The organism is Flavobacterium sp. 21.1 (assembly GCF_057801535.1).
The window spans coordinates 55,029-77,418 of sequence record NZ_JBYNXA010000004.1; the positions used below are offsets into that span (position 1 = coordinate 55,029).

General features: G+C 37.1%; 18 protein-coding genes. 6 read left to right on the forward strand and 12 right to left on the reverse strand.

Going from position 1 to position 22,390, the window contains the following annotated elements; all coding sequences use genetic code 11:
- Nucleotides 1-24: 24 nt before the first annotated feature.
- Nucleotides 25-3,534, forward strand: coding sequence for a T9SS type B sorting domain-containing protein (locus AC3E9U_RS09730; RefSeq protein WP_488746725.1), 3,510 nt, complete (start codon nucleotides 25-27; stop codon nucleotides 3,532-3,534).
- 33 nt (nucleotides 3,535-3,567) lie between these two features.
- On the opposite strand, the gene AC3E9U_RS09735 is transcribed toward AC3E9U_RS09730, so the two are convergent.
- Entirely contained in the window at nucleotides 3,568-4,338 is a 771-nt protein-coding gene (locus tag AC3E9U_RS09735; protein ID WP_488746726.1) for an ABC transporter ATP-binding protein, read from the reverse strand.
- A 1-nt stretch (nucleotide 4,339) separates the two neighbouring features.
- Nucleotides 4,340-5,083: an MlaE family ABC transporter permease gene (locus AC3E9U_RS09740; protein WP_488746727.1), complete on the reverse strand. Its 744-nt coding sequence runs from the start codon at nucleotides 5,081-5,083 to the stop codon at nucleotides 4,340-4,342.
- A gap of 315 nt (nucleotides 5,084-5,398) precedes the next feature.
- Between AC3E9U_RS09740 and AC3E9U_RS09745 the strand changes: the two genes are divergently transcribed.
- Nucleotides 5,399-6,988, forward strand: coding sequence for a hybrid sensor histidine kinase/response regulator (locus tag AC3E9U_RS09745; protein WP_488746728.1), 1,590 nt, complete (start codon nucleotides 5,399-5,401; stop codon nucleotides 6,986-6,988).
- Between the two features lie 96 nt (nucleotides 6,989-7,084).
- Here the strand turns inward: AC3E9U_RS09745 and AC3E9U_RS09750 are convergent, their stop codons facing one another.
- Nucleotides 7,085-7,933 (reverse strand): glycosyltransferase family 2 protein, encoded by an 849-nt coding sequence (locus AC3E9U_RS09750; protein ID WP_488746729.1) that lies wholly within the window; start codon nucleotides 7,931-7,933, stop codon nucleotides 7,085-7,087.
- 157 nt (nucleotides 7,934-8,090) lie between these two features.
- Here AC3E9U_RS09750 and AC3E9U_RS09755 point away from each other — a divergent pair, with 157 nt between their 5' ends.
- The 3 genes from AC3E9U_RS09755 to AC3E9U_RS09765 all read left to right on the forward strand — a co-directional run bounded on the left by AC3E9U_RS09755 (nucleotide 8,091) and on the right by AC3E9U_RS09765 (nucleotide 11,561).
- Nucleotides 8,091-9,206: a hypothetical protein gene (locus AC3E9U_RS09755; protein ID WP_488746730.1), complete on the forward strand. Its 1,116-nt coding sequence runs from the start codon at nucleotides 8,091-8,093 to the stop codon at nucleotides 9,204-9,206.
- A 1-nt stretch (nucleotide 9,207) separates the two neighbouring features.
- The gene (locus AC3E9U_RS09760; RefSeq protein WP_488746731.1) at nucleotides 9,208-9,975 is read left to right on the forward strand and encodes an FkbM family methyltransferase; all 768 of its coding nucleotides are present in this window, start codon (nucleotides 9,208-9,210) and stop codon (nucleotides 9,973-9,975) included.
- 113 nt (nucleotides 9,976-10,088) lie between these two features.
- Nucleotides 10,089-11,561 carry a lipopolysaccharide biosynthesis protein gene (locus AC3E9U_RS09765; protein WP_488746732.1) on the forward strand — a complete coding sequence of 491 codons (1,473 nt, stop codon included), beginning with the start codon at nucleotides 10,089-10,091 and terminating at the stop codon, nucleotides 11,559-11,561.
- A gap of 61 nt (nucleotides 11,562-11,622) precedes the next feature.
- Here the strand turns inward: AC3E9U_RS09765 and AC3E9U_RS09770 are convergent, their stop codons facing one another.
- The 6 genes from AC3E9U_RS09770 to AC3E9U_RS09795 all read right to left on the reverse strand — a co-directional run bounded on the left by AC3E9U_RS09770 (nucleotide 11,623) and on the right by AC3E9U_RS09795 (nucleotide 17,082).
- On the reverse strand, nucleotides 11,623-11,982 hold the full coding sequence (locus AC3E9U_RS09770; RefSeq protein ID WP_488746733.1) for a GIY-YIG nuclease family protein: 360 nt from the start codon (nucleotides 11,980-11,982) through the stop codon (nucleotides 11,623-11,625).
- Nucleotides 11,983-12,227: 245 nt separating this feature from the next.
- Nucleotides 12,228-13,043, reverse strand: coding sequence for a mechanosensitive ion channel family protein (locus AC3E9U_RS09775; protein ID WP_488746734.1), 816 nt, complete (start codon nucleotides 13,041-13,043; stop codon nucleotides 12,228-12,230).
- 357 nt (nucleotides 13,044-13,400) lie between these two features.
- A complete protein-coding gene (locus AC3E9U_RS09780; protein WP_488746735.1) occupies nucleotides 13,401-13,562 on the reverse strand; it encodes a hypothetical protein in 162 nt (53 codons plus the stop codon).
- A gap of 288 nt (nucleotides 13,563-13,850) precedes the next feature.
- Complete coding sequence (locus AC3E9U_RS09785) at nucleotides 13,851-14,234, reverse strand: SpoIIAA family protein (protein ID WP_488746736.1); 384 nt, start codon at nucleotides 14,232-14,234, stop codon at nucleotides 13,851-13,853.
- Between the two features lie 173 nt (nucleotides 14,235-14,407).
- On the reverse strand, nucleotides 14,408-16,507 hold the full coding sequence (locus AC3E9U_RS09790) for a hypothetical protein (RefSeq protein WP_488746737.1): 2,100 nt from the start codon (nucleotides 16,505-16,507) through the stop codon (nucleotides 14,408-14,410).
- Between the two features lie 176 nt (nucleotides 16,508-16,683).
- On the reverse strand, nucleotides 16,684-17,082 hold the full coding sequence (locus AC3E9U_RS09795; RefSeq protein WP_488746738.1) for a hypothetical protein: 399 nt from the start codon (nucleotides 17,080-17,082) through the stop codon (nucleotides 16,684-16,686).
- Nucleotides 17,083-17,363: 281 nt separating this feature from the next.
- Here AC3E9U_RS09795 and AC3E9U_RS09800 point away from each other — a divergent pair, with 281 nt between their 5' ends.
- Nucleotides 17,364-17,885, forward strand: a complete 522-nt coding sequence (locus AC3E9U_RS09800; RefSeq protein WP_488746739.1) for a DinB family protein — start codon at nucleotides 17,364-17,366, stop codon at nucleotides 17,883-17,885.
- A gap of 61 nt (nucleotides 17,886-17,946) precedes the next feature.
- Here AC3E9U_RS09800 and AC3E9U_RS09805 read toward each other — a convergent pair whose 3' ends face one another.
- From AC3E9U_RS09805 to AC3E9U_RS09815, 3 genes are all read right to left on the reverse strand, one after another.
- The gene (locus AC3E9U_RS09805; RefSeq protein WP_488746740.1) at nucleotides 17,947-20,280 is read right to left on the reverse strand and encodes a DUF7619 domain-containing protein; all 2,334 of its coding nucleotides are present in this window, start codon (nucleotides 20,278-20,280) and stop codon (nucleotides 17,947-17,949) included.
- Between the two features lie 6 nt (nucleotides 20,281-20,286).
- A complete protein-coding gene (locus tag AC3E9U_RS09810) occupies nucleotides 20,287-21,432 on the reverse strand; it encodes a transglutaminase-like domain-containing protein (RefSeq protein WP_488746741.1) in 1,146 nt (381 codons plus the stop codon).
- 292 nt (nucleotides 21,433-21,724) lie between these two features.
- Nucleotides 21,725-22,177 carry a hypothetical protein gene (locus AC3E9U_RS09815; protein ID WP_488746742.1) on the reverse strand — a complete coding sequence of 151 codons (453 nt, stop codon included), beginning with the start codon at nucleotides 22,175-22,177 and terminating at the stop codon, nucleotides 21,725-21,727.
- Nucleotides 22,178-22,390 lie beyond the last annotated feature (213 nt).

The following is a 22,390-nucleotide window of genomic DNA, read 5'->3' on the forward strand; positions in this document are numbered from 1 at the left end:
TGTTAATCACTCTTTCTATCCTTTATGAAAAAAGCTTTACTGATTGTTTTCCTTTTATTAATTTCTCATTTATCATTCGGACAGTTAACTGCTTTTTCTTTGCAGGTTACAGCTTCTGATGAAACATGTGCCGGTAATGGGACTTTGTTTTTTTCGGTTTCCAATACGACAGCCGGAGCCAGTATGATCTATAATATTTATAGGCTTCCGGATGTCACTACGCCGATTTCCGTAACCGCTGCGAGTAGTTTTACAGGGCTTACCGCCGGGACTTACCGTGTGGTGGCAACACAGTCGCTTGGAGCGCAGTCCAATTCACAGCAGCAGGACATTACCATTGTAAATCGGATTAATCAGCTATTGTATAATCTTACGTACAAGAATGTCTTATGTGGGAACGATGGTAAGATTACTGTAAACGTAACACGGGGTAATCCCGTTAGTTATGAAATTTTTTCGGGACCGATGATTTTCCCACCGCAGGCTTCCAATGTATTTGACAATTTAACAACAGGACTCTATTCGGTTAGGGTCTTTGATGCTTGTGGTGATGGTATCGTTCAGGATGTGACAATATCGCGCCCGTCCATTCCCAATATTGTTTTCGACGGAATAGGTGCCAGTGATTTTACTTGTAATACAATCGAGGTAGGGATTGCTATTGCAAGCGGAACCCCCGATCTTCAAAAAATAATTGCGTATCCGCTTACGGTGGAATGTACCGTTCATCCTCCGTCAGGACCGGACATCATTGTTAGTCAGAATGTCCCAAATGGGAATTTGCTTTTGGATGCCATATCGCTTCAAATTCCTTTTTACTATGATCAGTTTTATACGCACGATGTGAAGATTACGGATGCCTGTGGCAATGTGTATCGTCAGAATAACAATCCAATAGATATTCATTTGGGGTTAACTGTAAATGAAATGATGATCGGCTGCGTTAAAAAGCTGAAGGTTGCTCCTACAGGTTGTGTAGCTCCTTTTAATGTGACGTTCCTGTCAACTCCCCCAGGGTTCAATCCGGTGCAGTACAATAGCGATCATCCGGGGCCATTTGATGAAGAAGCCTTTTATTCCGATCCCACAACGCCTTATCCTCAGGGTACCTATACGGTTAAGATTACCGATGCCTGCGGCAGAACAATAACAGCCAGTTATACAACGGGCGAGGTTCCATTGGATTTTTCCGTGTTGGAATCTATGGTAGGTTGCCGTAAAAAATTAGTGGTAGAAGTAGGGGTTCATGTCAATTTTACGGTTGAGTTTTTATCGGCGCCCGCAGGATTTAATCCCGTGTTTTTTAATGCAGCACATCCCGGACCCTTTCCCGGTATAGCAGAATATTTCCACGCCACGGTTGACTATCCGGAAGGGACTTATATAATTAAAATTACCGATGAGTGCGGAAGAACCGCAACAAGAACATACACTACAGCTCCAATTGTTATTGGGCCTTTTTCAGCCCTGTATCTGCAGGGGTGTGAGCCGGGTATGGGATCTGTGTTGTTGAGAATGCAGCAGCCCTTTCAAAATGTTTATATCGATGCCGCACCGGCAGGATTCGGACAAACCCTTCCTTATGATGTAAGTCAGTACATACGTGCTACTGAAATGAGGGAGTTTTCGATGAACTCGCTACCGGCCGGGACTTACACCTTCAGAAGTGTGGATGCCTGTAACCGATCTCAATCAGGAACCGTCACGATTGCAGGGCTTCAGATTTACTCCGATCAGGTAACGGTCACGGAACACTGCAGTTCTTTTGATGTTTATCTGGGCTGTTCATCAAACGGAGCGCCTAATAATTATTACCTGCAGAAGTATGATTTTCAAAATAACCGATGGGTACATCCGATGTCAGGTTATTATGACGGGCTACCACCTAGTACGTTCAATGCGTTATTGCTTAACAATAATTGGAATAGTACTAACTTCAACCTTTTAGGAAGGTTTAGGGTTGTTCATACGTTTGAGGTATTTGGAAATGGGAACGAAGTAAATTTTAAGTGTGAACGAACCATTCGCGAATTTGATTACCAAAACGCGCCTAGAATTGATAATATTTACAGTTATTCCTGCTCTAATACTTCTTTTGATGTGATTGTTTCTGCTGCCGGTACCGACCCTTTGCAGTACATGATCACTACTAAAGACGGATTGCCTTTTGTGGTGAACAATAACAATTCGCCACTATTTAGCGGATTGCAGCCCGGAGTTTATAATTTTCAGATTCAGGACGCCTGCGGTAATATTTTGAACAGGTTATATGATATCAGTTCTCCGGTGAGTTTTGTTATTACAGCCAATAACTTGTGTAACGGACATGCGGGTTCTTTAAGTGTACCTAATTTTCCGTTTTTGGCCTATGAATGGTGGAAGGATACTAATACCACTCCGATTTTAAGTACTTCAAATGTACTGACATTCCCCAATTTTAATTTGGCAACCGATGCCGGAATTTATCATGTAAGAATAACAAATCCGGGGAATCCCACTTCGTGTATGAATATCGTCCTCGATTTTAACGTTTCGAATCAGTTAAATAATCCTGAAGCGGGAACTGGAAGCAGTGCGAGTCTTTGTGGTCCGCAGACCAATATTAATCTATATAATTACCTGACCGGAACTTATGACACTTTCGGAAGTTGGAGTGAGATTTCTACAAGCGGAATGTTGATCAACCATATCTGGAACGCAACCGGAATAACTTCAGGAACCTATACTTTCAGTTATCGCGTTGACGGATTATGTGGGAATTATGACGAATCCATCGTTCAGATTACGGTTAGTCCGATTCCTGTAACTCCTGTGGCTTCGGGAGATGGAGCTGTCTGTGAAGGTGATTCATTACATCTTTTTGCGTCGGATGTTCCTGGCGTAACTTATCAATGGACCGGTCCGAACGGATTTACGTCAACCGACCAAAATCCGGTGCTGGATTCTATAACGATTTTAAATCAGGGAACCTATACGGTGATAGCTATCCAAAACGGATGTGTGTCCGAAACCTCCAGTGTTGAAGTTCTGATAGATAAATTGCCTTATTTCTCAATGAAGGATAACTGCCAGGATAATATGACTTTGCTGTCTGCCACTTTACTGGATGCGGAGGTAAATTCAGATTCAGTAACCTATACCTGGACCTATCCGGACGGAACAGTTCAGAATGGAAATCCAATCAACGTTTCGGGAAATGTAACCGGATCTTATACCTTAACCATAACAAGTGCTAACGGTTGTTCAGTTACTAATACCTATACGCTTGCCTGCACCAATTGCGGTATTCCAAGAGGGGTTTCAGCAAACAATGACGGACTGAACGATAATTTCGATCTGTCGTGTCTAAGCGGGATTACCAATGTGAAAATTTTCAACCGCTACGGTGTAAACGTGTTTGAAAAGGACGGTTACGTAGACGATTGGATGGGTAAAGATTCAAAAGGAAATCTTCTTCCGGCGGCAACCTATTACTATGTTGTAAGATTTGAAACAGGCGATGTAAAAACCGGTTGGGTGTATCTCAACTATTAAGATAAAAAAAAGGAGTCTTAATCGACTCCTTTTTTATTGTTTATCGGCCCTGTTTTGCGCCTTTCTTACTTTTTTGAATAGTTCCGAAGAGTAAACAAAATCCACAATGGCTTCGTTGTCGGTTTTGAAAATCTCTTTCTTGGTTCCTTCCCAAGCCAAAACACCTTCTTTCAAAAACACGATTTTTTCTCCGATTTCCATTACCGAGTTCATATCATGGGTGTTGATAACGGTTGTGATGTTGTATTCTTCTGTAATTTCCTGAATCAGGTTATCAATTACGACTGCCGTTTTAGGATCCAGTCCCGAGTTAGGTTCGTCACAAAACAAATATTTCGGATTGTTTACGATAGCACGCGCAATCGCCACACGTTTCTGCATCCCTCCGGAAATCTCTGAAGGTTTCTTGGTGTGCGCATTAATCAGTTTTACACGATCGATTACAAAATCAACACGCTCCTTGATTTCGCGGGAATTTTTATTCGAAAACATTTTTAACGGGAATCCGATGTTTTCTTCTACAGTCATTGAGTCAAACAGGGCGCTTCCCTGAAATACCATTCCGATTTCGGTACGAAGTGTTCTTCGGTCATCATCACTCATTTGAGAATAAATTCGGCCGTCAAAAGAGATCGTTCCCGAATCTACTTTATGGATTCCCAATAAGCTTTTAAGCAAAACCGTCTTTCCGGATCCACTCTGACCAATAATCAGGTTGGTTTTCCCGGTTTCAAAACTGGTTGTGATTCCTTTTAAGACCTTTTGTTCTCCAAAGGATTTCTCTACATTTTTTACCTCAATCATCCTATTTGCTTAAAAGTAATTGTGTTAAAATATAATTCACCAAAATGATCGCTACGGAAGTCCAAACGAACGAAGTCGTACTGGCTTTTCCAACTTCCAACGCACCACCTTTCATGAAATAACCGTGAAAGGAAGGAATGGTAGCCAATAAAAATGCAAAACAGATCGTTTTGATGAAGGCATAAGTTACGTGAAACGGTATGAATTCCACCTGAAGTCCGGTCTGGAATTCGGTACTTGAAGCAAAACCTCCGTAAACACCGGCAATCCAACCGCCTAAAATTCCAAGGAACATACTCAATCCGATAACGAACGGGTATAACATCATGGCTACAATTTTAGGGAATACTAAGTAGTTCAGGGAATTTACTCCCATCACCTCCAAAGCGTCAATCTGTTCCGTAACCCTCATGGTTCCAATACTTGAAGTGATGAACGATCCTACTTTACCTGCCATAATGATGGAAATAAAAGTAGGTGCAAACTCCAAAATAACCGACTGACGGGTCGCAAAACCAATAAGATATTTAGGGATTAACGGATTGGTAAGGTTTAATGCGGTCTGAATCGCAACTACACCGCCCACGAAGAACGAAATGAACGCTACAATTCCTAAGGAACCCATAACCAAATCGTCTATTTCCTTCATGATGAGCTGTTTCATCATGGACCATTTGGTTGGTTTGTTGAAGACTTCCTTCAACATCAGAAAGTACTTTCCTATCTGGGATAAATATCGAATCATGCTTATAAATATTTAGCGAAAATACGAAAATAGTTATGAGTTAGGATTTCGATTTATGAATATTTTGAAAGCTTTGAATGTAAACCCTGAAAAGAAGCTTTTTTTTACATTTTTTAGCTGATTTTCAAGCGGTACAGGGCTGATTCTGATTATTGTTTTAAGGAAAATTTAAAATCCTGATATTGTATTTATATTGTTGTAACTTTGTGAATGTCAAATAGTTGAATTTTTTTATTTAGGTGCTTCGAATTAGATTTGCCCGATTTTTTTTGGAGTATAAAAAGGTGAATTGATAATAATTTAAAATCAGAAACCATGAATGCAAACAAGCCGTCATATGAAGATTTGGAAAGACAGGTGAGTATGTTGCATGATCAGTTGGTGAACTTGTCTTTGTTGCTGAGTGAAACCTATAATGGGCCAAAAGTTGTTGTGGAAGGGTTGATCAATTCTGAAACAACTTTGTTTATAGAGACTGATTTGCAGGGTAAAATCCGGTTTTTCAACCGGGCTGCGGAACTATTGACAGGATTCGGCAAAAACGAAGTTAAAAACGAATTTCTTTTGGATTTGTTTGAGCCTGAATCCTCGAAAACATTTGTAATTGATGAAAAGTCAGTAGAATTTCCGGATAAATTAGAATGTAAAACGGTAACAAAATCAGGAGTGGAACGTTACGTTACCTTGCACAATTGTGAGGCTTCTGAAAATAAAAATGTTGTTAGCCGTTATTTTGTTGGGTTTGATGTTACCGATATTAAAAAACGAGAAGCAGAATTGGTTTTGGAGAGCAAAGCCGCTTCAGCTAAAAAAGCACTGAATACCGAATTGGTGAATACCGTTCTGCATAAAATTAAAACACCGGTGGATACCATTGTAGGGTTGTCCAATTTGTTGAATAATTCTAAATTGGATGTTACCGAGAAAAACAATCTCGCCGAGGTTATCGCCAATTGCTCGAGTGAGTTGTTGGGAACCGTATCGGAATTGTTGAATTATAATTCTTTTGAATCAGATAAGGAGGTTGTTCATATAGAAAAAGTTTCATTAAATGCAATTTTGGACGACCTGAAAGTGAAATTTGCCGGACAGGTAATTTTTAACGGACTGAATTTCCGTTTGAGAAAAGGTTTAGAAGATGAAGAGGCTGAAGTATTGACTGATGCCCCAAAAGTAACTCAGGTTTTAACCAATCTGTTGCATAATTCATTGAAATACACAGAAAAAGGTTTTATAGAAATCGGATACCAATTGGTAAATGAGGAGATAGAATTTTACGTTAAAGACAGTGGGGTAGGTTTGGAAAAAGAATTCAAGGAAAAACTTGTAAAATCACAGTTTAAGTTGGAAAGACTGTCAGGAGAAGGAAGCGGTGCCGGTTTAGGACTTTCCACCAGCAAACGATTGGTTGATTTATTAGGAGGTACCTTCGAAGTAGAATCAACACCAGGCGTTGGAACTGCCTTTTATTTTACCGTTCCGTACATCCTTTCACCTTCCGAATTTAAAACAGAAAAAAGTAGAGCAAGAGAAAAAACTACGGTTTTGATTGCAGAAGACGAAGAAATCAGTTACTTATTGCTGAAAACATTGCTTGAAAAAGGAGACGTACAAGTGATAAGAGCTAAAAATGGCGAAGAAGCTTACGAGATCTACAAAAACAATCCGAATATCAATCTGATTTTAATGGATCTCCGTATGCCTCAGGTAGACGGTTACACTGCTGCGCAGTTAATCAAAAATGAAGCGCCTGAAATTCCAATTATTGCGCAATCGGCCTACTTTAAAGAAGATGACAAAGGGAATTTCGGAAAAGCGTTTGATAACTTCCTTTCAAAACCAATTAATAAATCAAATTTGAAACAAGCCGTCAATAAATACATCGACGTAACTTTTTTGAATTAAGATGCCGTTAGGGCAGTGGGTTACTATTTTCATTACAAACCATTTTTAAAATTTATTTTAGGAATGGTTTGTTTTTTTATGAAGGAACATGGAGTTCTAAAACAACTTCTCTTTCATCTTCTTCCAACGATAGCTGCGGACAAACTTCGCCTGCTCCGGAGTTACCAGCATCGTTTTATGTTCTGATTTTGCCTTCCAGAAACCTTTCAGGTAATCGACGAACAAAAGCGGTTTTCCTTTTCGCATCGCCAGTTTTAAAGAGGCGATGGACGTGATGAAAAAACCATAACCCAAGGTGTAAAAAGCTTCGCCCTGTTTGTAGCGCGATGCCTGATTGTAATTGGCTCCGGTGGGTTTCAGATGTTTTACTTTCAGACGTTCATCGGTTACGACTTCCCAATTGTAGAATTTACAAAGCAATTCGTCAACGGTGTCCCAGCCCATCGCCGGTTTCAGTCCGCCAATCTGCGCAAAACAAGCTTTTCGATACGCCTTGAAAGCCCCGCGGATGTGGTCTTTGTCGGTAAGATTTTCCAAAATCCAATCGCCGTTTTTCTCGATATAGGCAAATCCGCCTGCCATTCCGATACGGTCATTACTTTTAAAATGACGAATAATCGTTTCGAAGTAATTTTCGGGGAAGATCAGGTCGGCATCGGCTTTAACCATCAGGTCGTAACTGTCATCAAGCGTTTCCAATCCTTTCTGAAAGGCCTGAATCACTTTGCTGCCAGGTAAATGAATCGCATCTGAGGTTTTGTTTACCAAGGAAATCCACGGATATTTTTGAGCGTATTCCTGAACAATCTCCGCCGTTCTGTCGGTAGAATTATCATTCACTACCACCACTTTAGCCGGCAAAACGGTTTGCTTTACCAACGATTCCAGTGTGAGAGCTATGAATTTTTCTTCGTTGTGCGACGGTATTACGATGTAATATTTCATAATTGTACAAAAGTAGAGTGTAAACGTACATAAAATTTTAGTCAAATGGGTCGTTCAGTCGAAATATCAAATTTTATGTAAAGTTCCCTCTTTCCTCTGAATAATAAAGTTTATAGAGGAAATATCTTTATTTTTGTGGAAATTAGAACCAATAACTTTGGAAAAGAAACGATTTGCTTTTATCGAGATGGAAACCCACTCCGCTTTGCTGGAGCAATGGTATTTCCTGTTGAAAGCGATGGCAGCGGTCGAATTTGAGTTTTTCGTGCATGAGAAAGTAGTGCAGAAACTCAGCAGTATTCCCAAAGAGAAAATTACGGTTGTGAACTCGGTTTCGGAAATTCCCTTAGCGGGTTTTGATGCTGTTGTGGTAAATACGCTGCATCGTAATTTCGGGCAGTACACTACACTTTTTCAGCAAAAACCGGTTCTGACATTAGTGCATAACCTGAACTTCAGCCTGTTTTTAAAAACCATCAACTGGCGCAATATTTTCATGGAAAAAGAGCGATTTACTTATTTCCTGAAGTTGTATCTCAAAGAGAAAGTCGGTCAGCAAAGAAAAATACTTTTAAAATCGAAGCGCTTCGGAGTGCTATCCAATAGTTTGTACGATGAGGTTGTCCGAAACGGAAAGTATGCCGACAGGACTGAAATCGTACAAATGAATTACTGCGAGTCTAACCTATTTTCAACTTCTGAGACTATTCGCATCGTAATGCCGGGCAATGTGTCCAATCGAAGAAAAGATGTAGCATTGTTGTTCTCGATCTTGCCGAAAGTCAAACCGAAGTCGAAATTACATTTTACCTTTTTAGGCAAACCGGAAAACGAAACGGTATTGGAGCAATTGGAACAACTGCAAACTAAATGCGATGCTACTATTTCCATTACGCATTTCCATCAGTTCATTCCGTGGGAAGAATACAGCCGGGAAATTTCAAAATGCCATTTATTGTTGTGTCCGATAAAAGAACATACTTCCTTTTACTGGGTGGATGAAGTTTACGGCAAAACGAAAGTCAGCGGAAGTGAAGCCGATTGCATCCACAATGGAAAAATAGGCTTGTTCCCAACTTCCTATACGAAGATAAACTGGCATAACCTATATTACGAAAACGCTTCGGGTTTAGAATCAATTCTGAACAATCTGACCATCGAACAGCTTTCCTCGGAATACGAAAAATTGCAGCCGTTTCTGGCGCAATACACCTTTGAAAGTGTAAAAACCAATTTAGAAAACCAATTGTTGGCACTGGCCAATTCAAAATAGCATGTTGAAACTTTTAATCAATCTGGCCTATAAATTCTGGCCGGAACTTTATAAAAATCGATTTTTTAAGTCGTTAAATTCATTGAAAACTGATAATTTTCGATGTGAACCGGAATTACTCTATCTGAATCAGGTATTGAAAAGTGATTCTGTTTTTATAGATGTAGGAACGAATAAAGGGATTTACTTGTATCAGGCTGAAAAAGTAATCAAAACAGGTAAGGTAATCGGCTTTGAACCCAACACAAGTCTGGTGAATTACATCAGACCGTTATTTCCTAATACCGAAATTTATCCGTTTGCAGTCTCATCCAAATCGGGAACTGCTGTACTGAATATTCCGAAAAGAGGCAATGGATTGCAGGATACACGTGCTTCATTGGAAGCGATGGGTGAAGACGTGGAAAAAGTGGAAATTCAAATGGTAGCGCTGGATGATTTCGCTAAAGAAAAACAATGGTCAAAGATCGACGTCATAAAAATTGATGTGGAAGGCCATGAGTTTGATTCGGTGAAAGGTTGCGAGAACATCTTAAAGAACATCAAACCGATTTTCATCATCGAAATCGAATTGCGTCACGCGCATTACCCGATCAATGAGATTTTTGATTTCATTATGCAGTTTGGATATGAGGTGTTTTACTTCGACCGAAAAACCCTGAGAACCGTTCCGTTCGATTATAACCATATGGCGGAGTTTCAGAAGGATGAGTATCTGAATGATTTTAACTTGTACATCAATAACTTTATTTTTGTTCCGAAGAGGTAAGGGAAAAGGGAAAAGGGAAAAGGGAAAAGGAAACAAGAAAGAAGAAACAAGAGACTAGAGGCACTATAGGGTGTTTATAATTTTATCTCGTAATTTTTAAGGCATAACTAAAAATGAGCGTTGTAGCAAGGCAAAGCATAAAATACAGTATCGTTGGCTATTTCAGTACGTTGATAGGCATCCTGTCAACCGTGTTCTTATATCCACACGATTTGGACTTTGCCGGGAAAATACAATACATTTTACCTGCCGCCTTGCTTGTGTTACCATTAATTACATTTGGCATTATGCACGCCAATGTGCGGTTTTACCCGAAAATGGAACAGTCACAAAACCAGCATAACCTTCTGAAGTATTCCATGTGGTTTATCATTCGGAATTTTACTATCGTTAGCGTTTTGTTTTGGTTATCGTCCTGTTTTATAGAGCAAATCAGAGAAACGGAATTTTACCCTTTAGCAAAATATATTTTTCCGGTGATATTGTGCTTGGCACTTGTGCAGTTGTTTTCCCGATTTATTTCCATTAAGAAGCGAATTGTAGTTCCTAATATTTTTGAAAATGTTTTTCCGAAATTGGGATTGGTTTTTGCTTTCAGCGCCTGTTTTTTCTTTAATGTCCAAGAAGAGTATGCTATTTGGATTGTAGTGGTGTTCTTTGTCTTGGCATTAATAGGAATGTTCTTTTATGTGCAAAGGCTGGATAGGTTTACCGGCAAAACTTCGTTTGCTTTTTTAAAAGAAAACAACTTCCAGAAAGAGCTGATGCAGTATTCTTTTTATACCTTTTTCGGAAGCTTAGGTTCTATAGTAGCCTTGAATATTGATACCGTCATGATTGGGGAATTCGTTGGAGATTTTTCACAAATTGCCATTTACAACACCTCTGCCAATCTGGTACGCATGATTACCGTTCCGGCCTTGGGCGTTTATACCATTTCGGCGCCAATCATCGCAAAATACATCGAAGAAAAGAATATGTCCGATTTAAAAGACCTCCATCATAAAACCTCTTTGTATCTCTTTACTATGGGAGCGGTTTTGTTCGGACTGGTCGCTTCAGGGATTCAGGATTTGTTCTTCTTAATGAAAAACGGAAGTGAACTGGCACAAGGGCTTCCTGTGGTGTATATCCTTGGTTTTGCGCTTCTATTCGATTTAGCTACCGGATTCAACGGCTACATCATCACCAATTCCAAATATTACAAATTCAACAATACGACCACCATTGCATTGGCTTTACTGACCATTGTTAACAACCTAATTTTTTTACTCATTTTCAAAATGGGAATTGTCGGGGTAGCTATTGCAACTTCCATTTCACTAACGGTCTACAACCTGATTAAAATCGTTTTCAATTACCGTAAGTTCGGCGTGCATCCGTTCAGTAGTAAATACTTTTATGTTTTAGGACTTTTGATAGTCGTACTGATCGTTGGGCAACTCCTTCCGGATCTCGGCAATAAGTTTGTAACGCTTTGTTATAAACCTGCGGTCGCGTTTGTAATTTTCGCGCTTGGCAATAAAATCTTCAATATCATCCCCATTACAGAGGTGATGCCGAAATCGCTTTTCGGGAAGAAGTAGTTCGGATGGTCTTCAGCCATTTTAATGATTGGATTCCCTCTTCGATCTTGCATCCCGCTTGTCATTCCGACGCAGGAGGAATCGCATTATCCATTTCAAAAAGATGATTTAAAAAATCAAAGTTCTCATTTGCAGATCTAATTAATTCTAATTTCTTCTCTCTTCGCCAGCCTTTAATTTCTTTTTCCCTTGCAATGGCATGCTGTACCCAATCTAATTTTTCATAATACACTAAAAATTCAATATTATATTTCGCAGCGAAAGTTTTAATTCCTTTTTCAATATTTTCTTTGTGCTCCTGCAGCCTTCTTCGTAAATTGTTCGTTATGCCAACATAATAAGTTGATCGATATTTATTTGTCAAGATATAAACATAATAATTATGAAATCCGGTTGTATGTTCAAACATTATATTGGTCATAGGTATTTGGTTTTTGTTATCAATTTTATCATGTTGATGAAGGAAGCATCCCGTAATATAGTCTTTTTATGTCCGTCATATTTTATGCGACTCCTCCTTTGTCGGAATGACAATAGGAATGCAAATTATAAAACATATTTTAAGTAATATTAAAAAAAGGATATTTCTTACAAGTTAAAAACTACAACTTTTGAGGTTGCAGTTTTTAGTTTTTTTGTGAATAGGTCCGAACATGTCATTTTCCATTACGGTTTATTAATAATAATTCGGGTCGGAGTAGGTCCGGAAACATTATTCTGATCCCACGCTTTTTTCACGTCTTCCTGAACAGAGAAAAAGGCACCCCAGTAATCGGCAGGGGCTGCATAAGGACGAATGGCCATGGTAATCATTCCGTCACCCACTTTAAGTATGTTCACCGATGGAGCAGGCTCTTTTAAAACGAACCGGTTTGCCGCGATGGCCTGCATGGCAATGTTCCGTACTTTTTCGACATCACTGTCCGGTGCTACCGCCATGGTGATATCCACGCGCAGATTACCGTGCCGGCTGTAATTTATGATAGTGCTGTTGGAAACGCCTCCGTTGGCAAGGATTACGGTTTTGTTTTCCGCGGTAAGCAAAATAGTGTTGAAGATCTGGATTTCCTGCACATGTCCGGTTTGTCCGCCAGATTCAATCAGGTCTCCGACTTTAAAAGGTTTAAAAACAAGGATTAAAACGCCGCCCGCAAAATTGGCCAGTGAGCCCTGCAAAGCCAAACCAACAGCCAAACCCAACGCCCCAACCACCGCCACAAAGGAGGTGGTCTGAATGCCAATCATACCGGCAACGGTAATCAGCAGCAGTATTTTCAGTCCGACACTTACCAAGCTTCCCAGAAATGACTGTAGGGATACATCCAGTCCGCGTTTCTGTAGCCCTTTGGATATCAGTCGCGCGACTAGGTTGATCAGGTAAAGCCCGATAATAAAAACCAGTAATGCGCCAATGACTTTTGGGCCAAAGGTTACGAGCCAATCCATAAATTTATCCGAGTAATTATCCAGTTTATCCATCATAGTGTTATTTAGGAGATTTACATAACGCTTTTTGAAACAGTAGCAATAGATAATAGTGGTTTTCCGAATAGAAAGTAGTTGAGGTACATAAAATTAACTATAAAAATTCACTTACACAACAGCTAACTTGCTGGTTTTTAAAAAAATAGATTTAATATGGTATTAGATGGCTCAGGTTATTCGATAGCTGAGCCTGACGAAGTTTCTATACCGTCATTACGGGCGTAACGCAGTGGAGCGCGTTTATTTCATCTCACTCTTTCACCGCAAAATAAAAAACTACAACTTTTTTCGGTTGTAGTTTTTTATTTATTCTGTTTGCGGGCAGGAGCGAAATATTTGCCAGAGAGGAAGTCGTTAGCTGCTTCTGCCTTCATCATAACCATCATTATAGCCGTCAACATAACCTTTGTGGTAATCAGCGAATTTGTCATCTTCTGATTCTCCCAATTCTTTAATGACGAGGCCTGCCACTATAGCGCCGCCTACCAAACATACTATTTTTAATAAATTACTCATGATATAATAATTTAAACAAATTTAGTGAAAAATCAGGTTTGTTATTGCTTATGTATGTGATTTTCAATGATTTAGAATTGAATTTATGCTTAATCCGCTAGAGTCAGGAAATGTAAAATAAAAAACTACAACTTTTTATGATTGTAGCTTTTTATTTGTTCTGTTTGTGGGCATGGATTCTTTCGGCTGTCGCTATGCTCGACTGCACCCGAGGCTTTAGCCGAGCTGACGACATAAATCTATTGGGTCTTTGAAAGTAATCTTAATTTGAGGGATACATCCAGAATGTTACCCTTCGATAAATCGCAATGCTTCATCCAATTGCTCTGTATCAAAGTATTTTTCTTCAAGAGCATTATTTAGCAGGTGAAGCGCTTTGTTTTCAATTTTGACCACCTGTTTGATTGCGTTCGAGTGAGCCACTACCGCACAACGGCCTATTTTACTGAAATGCTTAATTCCCCAGATTTCACCTTCCCAAAAAGCTTTTAAATCCATGTTCTTAAGTAGGGACAGGTCTTTCACTTTGATTAATATATTAACGTGTTGATAGCCTGCATTCAGTTTTTCTTCGAAAAGCTGCTCTATTAATAAAGCATCAGCCTCAGTAAATCGCTCGGTTAATTCTAAAGCTAAAGCATTGCCTTCGTATATTTTAATTTGGGTTACCATATTTTTGTTTTGGTTGTGGTTTTGTATGCTGTTTATGGGCACGGATTCCTTCGGCTGTCGCTATGCTCGGGTACACCCGAGGCTTTAGCCGAACTGACGAAGTAAATCCGCGCTATCGGATGAGATTTAATTGCTAACTCCTATAAGACAGTTGACTTGCTTTACGCGATTTTTTATTCATAATGAAACGATACGGGTTCGTCATGCTTTCGTTTTAATAATTGATTATCCTGTAAAAACTTCATCCAATAGTTGGCTCTGTATTGAGAATCACAACCATATATTCCTCTTGAATTGCATAATTTTTTTGGATATCCTAAAGTTGTATTATGGGTCAATTCCAAGAGCTTAATAATTGCATAGACTTCATTGTCCTGACGGCCACCGCCACCTCCAACGAAAGCATCCACAATATTATATTTTAGAGCGTCAAATATTTGATCATAATCTAGCGTATTATCTTTCTTAAAATAATCTGTTTTTGCTTTAGTTAGCATATTTTTATAGAAATCATATTCACTATAGCTATTGTAATCTTTTAGAAATTCATTTCTTGTAACCGGAAGATCAAAATTATCGTAAATAAAAAAACCAAAGTCTCTGTCAAGAAAAGAATATTTTTTCCATTCACTTTCTTTGAATTGAATAGTATCAATTTCCGCTAATGCCTCTCTTATCTGATTGTAATTGATTTTTGATAACAATGCTGTTAGAGAATCTTCTCTTTTTTCTGAATCGGTAATTTTGTTTATTTCCCGTATCTGTTGTTTTAGATTTTTAATTTGATAATCTTTATTTACCTCACTTATTTTTAATTTATCATTGGGTTCTTTTATCTTAATTCGGCATATTGTTTTTGCTTTTGAAACTGGATTGATCAGGTCATTATCAGCTAATGAGTTCAATTTAGCTATTGCAAAGTCCTGTTGATTTGTGAATTTTTTAAGGTAGTTGTTGCAAATGCCAATAATGCCAATATCATCAAAAAGTAAAGATTTTTTTAGATACAGCCTTAAATGCTTTTCGTTATTCAAAAGAGCTTTAAAATTATTAGAATAAAATTTGTCTAGAATCCTACCTGCCGAATAAGTGAGTCCCCAGGATTGTCCATTAATTAAAGCCCAATATTCAAACGAGGTAATATTTTCTAATGTAAGGCTCTCAATTATTTCGTTTTCTAAATTTCTCCTGTCTCCAAATGATAAATTTGAAGTTAGTTTTTTTATATAATTTTTTACTTTTTCATTATCATAGTATTCAATATTTTCATGCTTACAATACGCTGTTAAGAGACTCAATTGTTTTAAAAACCTAAAGGGAAATGTTGGAAGAGTATAATTGGTTTCTAGGCGTGCTCTGTTATATTCATCTGATAATTGTGCTATTTTTTGGGAATTGCAATTGATAAGTTCTGTAAAAGCGTTCAAGGCAACTTCGTCATCCTCATCACTAAGGAGAAGAAAGAGCGTATTTTCTTTGTCCGTTGGAATTACCTGGTTGTTTGTGTTCTCAAAGCAATTCTTTGTTGAGCTCCATTTAAAATCGCTGTAATATTTGGAGAAGTAGATTAACAAATTTAAAGAGGCTTCTGGATCAAATTCTTTGTCAATATGCCAAGTAATCTCGTTTTCTTCATTTTCAACTCCAATTTCAGTATTTGTCAATGAATATAAAAGATCTGTAAAATCTTCTTCGTTGGAATGATACTTATTGAATCTATAGCGTATTTTATAAAGTTCTGAAGCGATTATCAATAAACACTTTGGGTTTTTATCCTGTATTAAATTAAAAATGTCATTTTGTTTTGCCCATTCTTCCCTTAAAATTGTAAGGCTTCTGCTTCTGAGATCCTTCTTTTTATAATCTGAAATTTCCCTGAATTCCACTTTTACATTTCTGTTTTCCAGAGGTGTTACTAAAAACGCATCAGCTAAAGGTGAAAAATGAATTTTTGCAATATTTGATTTTATGAAATCTGAGAATTGAATAGCTGTTGTGTTTTCATTAATCAAAATCTCTTTTTTTGTGAAGGAACAATTTTCCAGAACAATTCTTTTGGCAACTTCGCTTTCATTGGTTTCGATTATATGGTAACCTAAATGTTCGATTAGTTTTTTGTTACTGTCAAAGTAATGAGCAATCTCAAGCAGACCATTTTTATCGCCTTTCATTAATTTTTTTTCGATGTTATAAATTGGGTGCTCCTGACTATAGCATGCAATAGTTGTTAGAAGGAAAAGAAACTGGAAAAATGATTTAAGCTTTGATTTCATAAAATTGTTGCTAACGCCGCTCTTGGTTTTTAGAAGGTGGGCATTTTTATTGATGATGTTTGCAAATATACAGTAGAGTTTAAAAGGAAATCGCGAGTAAACAGGTGGGAAGTGCAAGCACGAGCACTAGCTCTTCCAATCCTGCCGTTTTATAAAACCGCTGTTAACAGCCGCTGCTACATGTGATTTGTATAATAAAGTAATCGGCCATCCTTTTTTACAAAAATTAAAGTTATTAAACCATCTAAAGCTCCTTCTATGCTGACATAGGCAAACCATAATTTTCCTGATTTATCTTCTGCAGCTGCAAAACGATATTTATGATTTTTAATTTCAGGATATAAATTAAAAGCTGCCTCTACCGCGTATATTTTAATTAAATCTCTATTAAGAAGATTTTTAGCGAATAAATGTTCTTGTTTTGGATTAAAGAATCTTTTTCTTGATAGCACATTATTTACAAAGATTTGAGTTTCTTCAATTTGTTCAGGAGCTATTTTCATTTCTTCTTGAGAATAGCCATCACTTGCATTTAAGGTGAATAGAAATAGTAGGGTAATCTTTATTAGTCTCATTGCGCTATAGCTAAAGTTGATGTGCTATTTTCACTAACTCCAATAGGTGTTTAATCAAATCTTTATATCAAAGAAAAATTGATTTCGTACCAAGATACTAATTTGTGCTAAAACTCTTCAGGCCTGAGGTGAAGTTTATCAACTTTTAATCATAATTCTTGAACGTTTTTTATTTGTTCTGTTGTGAGCGGGAAACTAAATCCGCGCTATCGGGACACTTAACAAACAAAAAACATTCAACGTTTTTCACTACCTTTATAGTTAAAATAAATTGAAAGCTTATGAAATATCTACTTACATTTTTCGCGCTTTTGCTTACAGTAACAGCATTTTGCCAGGGCCAGTTTCAGAAAGAATCTGTAGGTTCCCTTACGTATGTATCCGGACATGTAATGCAGCTTGCAAAGGCTATTCCGGCTGAAAAATATTCTTATTCACCTGGAAAAGGGGTTCGGTCTGTTGCCGAGGTCTGCAGCCATATTATTTCAGCCAATTATTTTTTTGCATCGAAGCTGGGTGCTAAAATCCCTGAAGATGTGAAAATGGAAACCCTTGAAAAAGACCTCAAAACAAAAGAGGCTATTGAAAAGGAATTGAAAAGGTCCTATGATGTAATAATCGAAACGATCAAAAATACAAAGGATGGTGCTTTGGCGAATAAGGTTGTGTTTCCATTCCCCGGTGAATTTACCAACATGAGTGCGATTTTGATTGTTCTGGGGCACTCGAATGAACATCTCGGACAATTAATTGCTTATGCCCGAGTGAACGGAATAACACCTCCGTGGAGCGAATCAAAGTAACAAACAAATGTAAAAAGCCACAACTTATCATTGTGGCTTTTATGTTTATTGCGTTTTGGTACTATTCCTTTATTATTTTAGTATTCAGTATCCCTTTTTCAGTATAGAGTTTTAGGATATAATTTCCAGTTTTTAATTCACTTAAGTTTATTCTTTTTTCTGAAACTGAATTTGAGCTTACGATCCTGCCCGCAACATCATAAATTTCAACTTTTATAATACTTTCTTCGGTTTGGAAATGCACTATGTCTTTTACAGGGTTTGGATACATTTTTATGTCATTCAGCATTCCATTTTCGTTTAAGCCCAAATTGTTTTGTACTGTTGTCGTATAGTTATTTGTTACTATTGGGAAATTATAATCAAAATAAATATTTGCTGAATTACTAAATGTATTTCCGACAACTAAAGTTGGTTTCGTTTTAATTTTAAATACTATATAACCGTCATTATTTGCATTATCGAAAGGAAGATTTATGTTTTGAAAAATAAATTCCACCCGGTTCGAATTTGAAATTCTTGTTTCAAAGTTGTGACTTCCTTTTATGGGAGTTAATGAATTGATGTCAAACTTTGAAAGGTCAATAATATCTTTAACAACAATGTTTTGGGCATTTGCAGTTCCGTTGTTTTCAAAGCGGATTAAATAATGAACATAGTCACCTACCGTACTTGGAGTGATCGTTGTTCCCTCCAGGCAAGTTTTGTCGTTTGGATCATAAGAGTTAACTACTGTCTGATCTAATGTTGCAAGATTGTTATTCGGTGCCTCATCAGATGGGATAGTGGCGGATGCTGTAAAATGCAATATGCTTCCCATGTATAAAGGTGGGTTTTCCATTGGGGAGTTTAAATTTAATACAACTTCAATTTCCCTGCTTTCAAATTGTTGTAAGTTGGTGAAATTCCAAACTAATGTTGTTTGGTTTGAAACTGTATTTTGGGTGTTAAATACCGGATTGCTGGAAACATAGTCTACTACATCTTCATTATAAATTATATATGAAACTGTACCGCTTTCTATTTGGTTTCCTTTGTTTTTGTAAATAAGTTTATAGGTTGCATCAAAACCGGGTCTCGCTCGGGTTATTGGAATCAGAGAAATTTCTACATCGTGATGAACTCCGTTAGGGGTAATGCAAAAGTTGCGGGTTGCGGGACTGGTTGCTACAGGAAAACTAACATTTGCTGTAGTAGGGGAGACAGTATAGTAAGTCGGGTTGTCAAGGATTGGTGTTAGTGTAAAAGTACCTGTTCCTACAGGAATGGAATAAAATCCTGTTGCATCTGGAATTAACGTATTGGCAACAGTACCATCGGTAAAATTTATTTTAAAATTAGGATAATTAGGATCTGAAGCTGTGCATCCATTACTGGCCACATCAAGTTTGTTGTTTCCATTGATTACAAAATAGGTTCCTCCGGGTGTAAAGGAACAATACGTATTAACCTCGGAAGTTGGATAGTTGTATTGAAAATCAGCTGTTTGAAAATCATCACAGCAGATGTAATTTACCGTAGTAGTCAGTCCTCCTACATATTCTGTCCTTCCGTTTTTTAATAGTATAGCCCTTAGTGCGGGATTGTTAAATACATGGACACCATCAAGTGAAGTACATTGATTTAAATCTAAAAAAGTCAATTGATTATCACTAAAATAGGCAGATTGTAAATTACTGCAACCTATTAATGTAATTGAATTTAGTAGATTATTTTGCGCTTCAATACTTTGCAGAGTTTGTAATCCATTTAAATTCAAATTAGTTAATTGGTTATGGTGGCATGTTATTCCATTAATGCTGGAAAGTCCCTGGACATTTAAAGAAGAAAGCTGATTATTACTGCAATCTAAAAAAGTCAAATTCTGTAATCCCGAAACAACTAAATTAGTCAGATTATTGTTTTTACAATTGATACTGTTTAATTGCGGTAAAGAGATAAAATTTAAAGAAGTGAACTGATTATAGTCAAAATTGACAGCAGTTAAATTGGGACAATTAATGATGCTGTAATTGTTTAGATTACATTGATTTATATAAATGGTTTCTAAATTCGACAAACCGTTTAAATTTAATCCGGATAAGTTTTTTCCATTTATACTAATTTGTGTCAGATTGGGAAAGCTATTGATACCTTCAAGTGAATTAATATCCGGGCTGAAATTTACAGGGTTTATGTTTAATTTATATACGAGTTGTGCTTCTGTTGCTTGTATTTGTCCATCTGCATTCGTATCAATGGTCATATTGCCACCATTGCTATTTTGCGCAATGTTACTAAACTGATAGGTTGCACTTGTTAAAGCCAATTTGAAATTAGCATCCGGTATGTTGATAATTTGTGCGCTGCAAAATGTTGTAAAAGTCAATAAAATAAAAAAGAATTTTGTTTTCATCTGTACTTACTGGTTAGTGGGTGCTGTCCAAAAGAAATTCGGATTGTTTGTTATATAAGAAGTGAATTTAGTCCCTGTTTTTTCATCCGTTTTTTCTTTTTTCTGGGGCAATTGCTCTATACCGTCTAGAGGCAGTAATTCAACATACGTTATTTCTTTTACGTTGCTCCAGGTTTCCGTATCATATTCACTGACTAACGGTGTTCTTAATCGGTATAGATTTTTCGCCATATACGTTTCCAGATAAAACTCTTTTGTTTGTGAACTTATTCGGTTCCAGTTGGCATCCGGATTTAAGATTAATGTTTTTCCGTTTATTAATCGTTCCCTAACTTCTTCCAGCCCAAGTAATTCTCCTTTTTCATTCATTACATAAGCATCATTTGTCGGGTCCATCCAAATCCACTTTTTAAAGTCGTTGCTGTAAACCATATTGATAACATGGCAATCATCGAAAATGGTTTCTTTCGGCATGCAGGTTACAAATCTTGATTTTATGCCCATCGCTAAGTAACATTCGTTTAAAACTGTCGCCATCATTCTGCAGTTCATCCCACGATTTTCAGTTTTGCAGACTTTAATAATATCAATCGCATTTTTTGAAGTTGGGTTCGTGGGCGTACTTCCGTCGTGTCGGATAATAGTGTGGACCCAATGCATTAAATTGATGATTTTTGAAGTTTCATTCCCTGTTCCCGCAATAGAATCTAATTTTAAATCCTTTCTGATTTTAACCAGGTTGGGATTGTCCATGGACTGATAACTGAAAGTTGGAACAAATCGATTGTCTGAATAATTATATTTTGCTGCCCTTTTCAGTTTTTCCAAATACGGCATTTTATATTTAATCTGCGTAGGTGCTTTTATCGAGTCATTTAGTAAAACGATAAAATTAAATTCGGTGTCTTCTTTAATTTTTACGGTAATCGAATCTTTGTCGGTTTTAAAAGTAACTTTTTGTCCCAAAGAACTTGTTTCGTATACATCGGGATTTATTTCCGGTGAAATAGTCCAACCTTGTTTTTTTAAGTTTTTCCCATCCCGAATGTCAATTTTTTTGACAGTCGATTTGATCGTTGGAATGCTTTTCTGTGCCAGGATTAATTGCCCAACAAGAGAAAATAATACAATTAGACTGATTCTGATTTTCATATTTTAATTTTCTTTTTAACGTTCGATTCGTGCATGCATATGATTGGGACTTATTTTTAATTGAGAGGATACAATGAGAACCCAATCACCCACATCTTAAATGCGTTACCAAACTTAGTTATAAAAAATTACTTACACAATCACTAAATTTTGTGATTTTTTTGTAGAATCATGGTGGGGGATCACGACGAAGGAATCTCATTATACACCATAAAAAAAACTACAACTTTTTGGGTTGTAGTTTTTGTTTATTCTGTTTGTGGGCACGGATTGCAAATCCGCGCTATCGGGTTTATCGAATAGTTCTTTCGGTAATATTTTCGTTATACTTATCGTAGAATGTTTCTAGTTTGGCAACATTCAGCTCACCTGTTTCATTAATTACTTTTTCTTTTAGCAGCCACGCAACGAGTTTCTGCATATTTTTTTTGGAATTCAGACCCAGTCCTGCTATTGCCTGTCTTGTATTTTTTGATTCAATTTTTTTCTTTTCAGTTAGAAAATTCAAAACTATATAATCATCATCAGAATAATCCCTGGTTTCACTATTGTTGTATTTGTACATTAAAATCTCATTATCATCTAAGGAGTAGAATGAATGCTGAAAAATATCAATTTTTTCATATTTTAATATAGCGTTGCCGTTTAATAGTACTTTATCATCTTTGATCTCTATTTCTTGTGCTTGTGAAAAGAAGGAGACTGATAAAAATGCAACACTCAGTAAAAACTGTTTTTTTTTCATTTTTTTAAATTTTGGATTTTTTTAAATTACTGATAATTCGAATGTGTATGCAATCAAAATGGATCTTTCTATCAAAGAAGATCTGATTTCGCGGCAAGATACTAATTTGTACTAAAAATCTTCAAACATTGGTTAAAGTTTATCAACTTTTAATCGTAATTCGCAACCGTCTTTAAATAAAAAAAACTACAACTTTTTACGGTTGTAGCTTTT

Excerpts from the sequence above, each read along its gene's own strand:
- AC3E9U_RS09730 (WP_488746725.1), top strand. The coding sequence starts at position 25 with ATGAAAAAAGCTTTACTGATTGTTTTCCTTTTATTAATTTCTCATTTA.
- AC3E9U_RS09735 (WP_488746726.1), bottom strand. The coding sequence starts at position 4,338 with ATGATTGAGGTAAAAAATGTAGAGAAATCCTTTGGAGAACAAAAGGTC.
- AC3E9U_RS09740 (WP_488746727.1), bottom strand. The coding sequence starts at position 5,083 with ATGATTCGATATTTATCCCAGATAGGAAAGTACTTTCTGATGTTGAAG.
- AC3E9U_RS09745 (WP_488746728.1), top strand. The coding sequence starts at position 5,399 with ATGAATGCAAACAAGCCGTCATATGAAGATTTGGAAAGACAGGTGAGT.
- AC3E9U_RS09750 (WP_488746729.1), bottom strand. The coding sequence starts at position 7,933 with ATGAAATATTACATCGTAATACCGTCGCACAACGAAGAAAAATTCATA.
- AC3E9U_RS09760 (WP_488746731.1), top strand. The coding sequence starts at position 9,208 with ATGTTGAAACTTTTAATCAATCTGGCCTATAAATTCTGGCCGGAACTT.
- AC3E9U_RS09765 (WP_488746732.1), top strand. The coding sequence starts at position 10,089 with ATGAGCGTTGTAGCAAGGCAAAGCATAAAATACAGTATCGTTGGCTAT.
- AC3E9U_RS09770 (WP_488746733.1), bottom strand. The coding sequence starts at position 11,982 with ATGACCAATATAATGTTTGAACATACAACCGGATTTCATAATTATTAT.
- AC3E9U_RS09775 (WP_488746734.1), bottom strand. The coding sequence starts at position 13,043 with ATGATGGATAAACTGGATAATTACTCGGATAAATTTATGGATTGGCTC.
- AC3E9U_RS09780 (WP_488746735.1), bottom strand. The coding sequence starts at position 13,562 with ATGAGTAATTTATTAAAAATAGTATGTTTGGTAGGCGGCGCTATAGTG.
- AC3E9U_RS09785 (WP_488746736.1), bottom strand. The coding sequence starts at position 14,234 with ATGGTAACCCAAATTAAAATATACGAAGGCAATGCTTTAGCTTTAGAA.
- AC3E9U_RS09790 (WP_488746737.1), bottom strand. The coding sequence starts at position 16,507 with ATGAAATCAAAGCTTAAATCATTTTTCCAGTTTCTTTTCCTTCTAACA.
- AC3E9U_RS09795 (WP_488746738.1), bottom strand. The coding sequence starts at position 17,082 with ATGAGACTAATAAAGATTACCCTACTATTTCTATTCACCTTAAATGCA.
- AC3E9U_RS09800 (WP_488746739.1), top strand. The coding sequence starts at position 17,364 with ATGAAATATCTACTTACATTTTTCGCGCTTTTGCTTACAGTAACAGCA.
- AC3E9U_RS09805 (WP_488746740.1), bottom strand. The coding sequence starts at position 20,280 with ATGAAAACAAAATTCTTTTTTATTTTATTGACTTTTACAACATTTTGC.
- AC3E9U_RS09810 (WP_488746741.1), bottom strand. The coding sequence starts at position 21,432 with ATGAAAATCAGAATCAGTCTAATTGTATTATTTTCTCTTGTTGGGCAA.
- AC3E9U_RS09815 (WP_488746742.1), bottom strand. The coding sequence starts at position 22,177 with ATGAAAAAAAAACAGTTTTTACTGAGTGTTGCATTTTTATCAGTCTCC.